This window comes from Streptomyces pathocidini, from assembly GCF_001418495.1.
Taxonomy (GTDB): Bacteria; Actinomycetota; Actinomycetes; order Streptomycetales; family Streptomycetaceae; genus Streptomyces; species Streptomyces pathocidini.
Genome location: NZ_LIQY01000608.1, coordinates 1 through 1,355, shown reverse-complemented (window position 1 = coordinate 1,355; position 1,355 = coordinate 1). Strand labels below are relative to the sequence as shown.

The 1,355-nt window shown below is 73.1% G+C and carries 1 protein-coding gene; it reads left to right on the top strand.

Annotated elements, in window-relative coordinates:
* Positions 1–265: 265 nt before the first annotated feature.
* On the top strand, positions 266–1,228 hold the full coding sequence (locus tag AOK16_RS23450; protein WP_079101697.1) for a DNA-3-methyladenine glycosylase family protein: 963 nt from the start codon (positions 266–268) through the stop codon (positions 1,226–1,228).
* Positions 1,229–1,355 lie beyond the last annotated feature (127 nt).

Genomic DNA, 1,355 nt, shown 5'->3' with positions numbered 1-1,355 from the left:
CCAATCAACAGCACCCACTCCCATCCGCCAGTGGCTATGCGCGGGTCCGGCGGTTGGCTGCCCCCTCCCGCTGGTGGCCCGGCTGAGGCTGACCGCCCGCGAGCCCGGCTCGTCGTCGACACCGGCTCGTCATCGCCTGCCTGTCGTCGACATCGGCCCGGCGTCGGCAGTGGAGCAAGGGGCGGTTGCCGGGGCCTAGGCTCGTAGGTGCGACCTAGGAGAGTCCGTGGAACCCGACACCACCCAACGACTGACTCGCACCAGCGTGCGGGGCGGGCGGACGCTCGTGCCCGCGACCAGGCGGGAGCCGGGTTCGGCCACGCGGCGATGGGTGCCGGACGGGCCCTTCGACCTGGGGCTCATCCTTGGCCCCCTCCGCCGCGGTCCCGCCGACCCCGCCTTCCGTGTCACGCCAGACGGCTCGGTCTGGCGGGCCAGCCGTACACCGGCCGGGCCCGGGACGCTGCGACTGGCGGTGCGCGGGGGCGCGATCGAGGCCGAGGCGTGGGGGCCGGGCGCCGAGTGGCTGCTCGACGGCCTGCCCTCGCTGCTCGGCGGGGACGACGACCCATCCGCCTTCACTCCGCGCCACCGTCTCGTGCACGAGACCCATCGCCGTACGCCGGGTCTGCGGCTGACCCGGACCGGACTGGTCCTGGAATCCCTGGTTCCCACTGTTCTGGAGCAGAAGGTCACCAGCGACGAGGCGTACCGCGCCTGGCGGTTGCTGCTCCGCCGGCACGGCGAGCCCGCGCCCGGCCCGCTCGACCGGCTCCACGTGATGCCGGACGCGCGTGGTTGGGCCATGATCCCGTCCTGGGAGTGGCACCGCGCGGGCGTTGACGACAAGCGCGCCGCGACGATCGTCCGCGCGGCCCGCGTCGCCCCGCGCCTGGAGGAGGCAGCCGGCATGGAGCTGCCCGCAGCGCTGGCCCGCCTTCGCCTCGTCCCGGGTATCGGCCCCTGGACGGCTGCGGAGACGCTCCAGCGCAGCAACGGCGCGCCCGACGCGATCACGGTCGGCGATCTCCACGTACCGAAGATCGTCGGCTACGCCCTCACCGGCGAGTGCGGTGCCGACGACGACCGCATGCTCGAACTCCTGGCCCCCTACGCGGACCAGCCCCCCGGCCAACGCCACCGAGCCTGCCGCCTGATTCTGCTGGCAGGCCACACCCCTCCACGGAGAGCACCAAGATTCGCCCCCAGAAACATCAGCGAGCTATAGCCGAACGGGGCCTGGCCACCCATCAGTTCCGACGATTGACCACGGATGACGGAAGGCCCGCCGATGAACCGGAGACGGAAACCGGGACCGCGCCCGCCGCCAAAGACACCGCCCCAACCCCCACCAC